Annotated in this window: 4 protein-coding genes; all 4 read right to left on the bottom strand. The window is 43.7% G+C overall.

All coding sequences use genetic code 11. The features are described from left to right. Positions 1-225 (bottom strand): arsenite S-adenosylmethyltransferase (locus NTU69_11910; GenBank protein ID MCX5804212.1); only part of this gene is annotated, 225 nt, incomplete at its 3' end. A 36-nt stretch (positions 226-261) separates the two neighbouring features. Then, positions 262-1,305 carry an ACR3 family arsenite efflux transporter gene (gene arsB, locus NTU69_11905; protein MCX5804211.1) on the bottom strand — a complete coding sequence of 348 codons (1,044 nt, stop codon included), beginning with the start codon at positions 1,303-1,305 and terminating at the stop codon, positions 262-264. A gap of 104 nt (positions 1,306-1,409) precedes the next feature. Further along, positions 1,410-1,637 (bottom strand): thioredoxin family protein, encoded by a 228-nt coding sequence (locus tag NTU69_11900; protein ID MCX5804210.1) that lies wholly within the window; start codon positions 1,635-1,637, stop codon positions 1,410-1,412. Between the two features lie 117 nt (positions 1,638-1,754). Next, on the bottom strand, positions 1,755-2,183 hold a 429-nt coding region (locus NTU69_11895; GenBank protein ID MCX5804209.1), incomplete at its 5' end, for a permease.

Below are 2,183 nucleotides of genomic sequence, written 5' to 3'. Positions count from 1 at the left end.
AACAATATCACCTTCTTTAAGGTTTGCCAGCGCCGTTGGATTTCCACAACTAAGTGCCAGGTTTGCCTCATCAGGGATTACCTTAAGCTCTATTTCCGAGTAGCCTATAGATTTAGCAAATTCCCTCTTGTCAGGCACAGAAGTACCACACCCGCAACTTGATTTTCCCTGAACGATCTTTCCGTAAGCCTCCTTCACAGCCTTCTTTGCTCTGTTTTTATCCATCTAACTTCTCCTTTTTATGATTTTACTATTTAACAATCATTTAAAATATTTTCTCTTAAAGTATAATGCCACATTTACAAGACTGATTAAAGCTGGCACCTCAACAAGTGGCCCTATTACAGCAGCGAATGCCTCACCTGAGTTTATCCCGAAGACTGCAATGGCAACTGCAATGGCAAGTTCAAAATTATTACTTGCGGCGGTAAACGAGAGGGTAGCGGTTTTCGGATAATCTGCGCCAAACTTCTTACCCATATAGAAAGAGACGAGGAACATGACAACAAAATAGATGAGAAGAGGTATTGCAATCCTGACAACATCCAACGGGAGTTTCACAATATATTCGCCCTTGAGAGTGAACATTACAACAATGGTAAAAAGCAGGGCAATCAATGTTATAGGGCTAATGCGGGGGATAAAGACTTTGTCGTACCATTCCCTCCCTTTCGCCTTTATGAGGCTGAACCGGGTTATCATACCCCCAATAAAGGGAATGCCGAGGTATATAAAAACGCTCTCCGCTATCTGACCGATACTTACTTTTACGACTGTGCCTTTTAAGCCAAAAAAGGGCGGTAAGATTGCAATAAAGATATATGCATACACTGAGAAGAGCAGCATCTGAAAGATCGAGTTAAAGGCAACCAGTCCTGCTGCATACTCCCTGTCTCCACCTGCAAGGTCGTTCCATACAATCACCATGGCAATGCAGCGGGCAAGGCCTATCATGATAAGACCGTACATGTATTCGGGATAACCACTCAAGAAGATGATTGCAAGAAAGAACATGAGGATTGGCCCGATAACCCAGTTTTGAATTAGCGAGAGGGTCAGGACCTTTTTATTTTTAAATGCCTCTCCCAGTTCTTCATATTTTACCTTTGCCAGCGGCGGATACATCATGAGAATCAAACCTATGGCAATAGGTATATTAGTAGTACCCGCCTGAAAAAGGTTTATAACATCAAGCATCTTTGGATAGAGGTATCCAAGCCCGACACCGAAAAACATGGCGAGAAAAATCCACAGGGTCAAAAACCTGTCAAGGAATGATAGTTTCTTTGATATGCCTTCAGTCATTGTTGTCTCCTTTGCTGAATATGAGGATTCAAGGGTTCAAGGATTCCAGGGTTCAAGGGGGTTAAAATCACTTGAATCCTTGACCCCTCACGTTTTATTCTGGTTCATAACAGCTTTTTAATTTCCTCCACGGACAGTACCCTCCCGACGCTCTTTACCTTTCCGTCAATGGCAAGGGCTGGTGTTTGCATGACACCATAGCTCATTATCTCTTTAATATCTGTTACCTTTTCGATCTCGCAATCAGCGCCTTTTGCCTTTGCTGCTTCTTCTGCATTTTTTGCAAGCTTTATACAATTCCGGCAACCTGCTCCCAAAATTTGGATCTTCATATCCACATACCTCCTCTATGTAATACGTTCAACGTTCAATGTTCTATGTTCAACGTTGAGAACATTTCCCCGGTTTCAATAAACTCAGCACTCAACACTTATCACTCAACACTGCTTTTACCCTGCTATCCATCCAAATACCATCCCCACAATGGTGGAGAGCCCGATGACAAGACCAAAAAACACAAATGATTTCTTCGTCCCCAGAATGCTCCTTATGACAATCATACTCGGCAGTGAGAGCGCAGGGCCTGCAAGGAGTAAAGCAAGGGCAGGGCCTTTCCCCATGCCTGAACCAAGGAGTCCCTGTACAATCGGCACTTCAGTTAGGGTTGCAAAGTACATGAATGCCCCAACGACTGATGCAAGGAGATTGGAAAATAACGAATTTCCTCCAACCAGTCGTGCAATCCACTGATTCGGGATTATCCCGTTGTCCGTGCCGGGCATACCGAGGAGAAACCCGGCAATAAGCACACCGCCAAAGAGAAGGGGTAAAATCATTAATGTAAAAGACCATGTGGCATCAACCCAGTTTTTTGTTTC

Source organism: Pseudomonadota bacterium, assembly GCA_026388215.1.
Classification (GTDB): Bacteria; Desulfobacterota; Syntrophorhabdia; order Syntrophorhabdales; family Syntrophorhabdaceae; genus JAPLKF01.
This window is presented reverse-complemented; position numbering and strand designations above follow the sequence as displayed.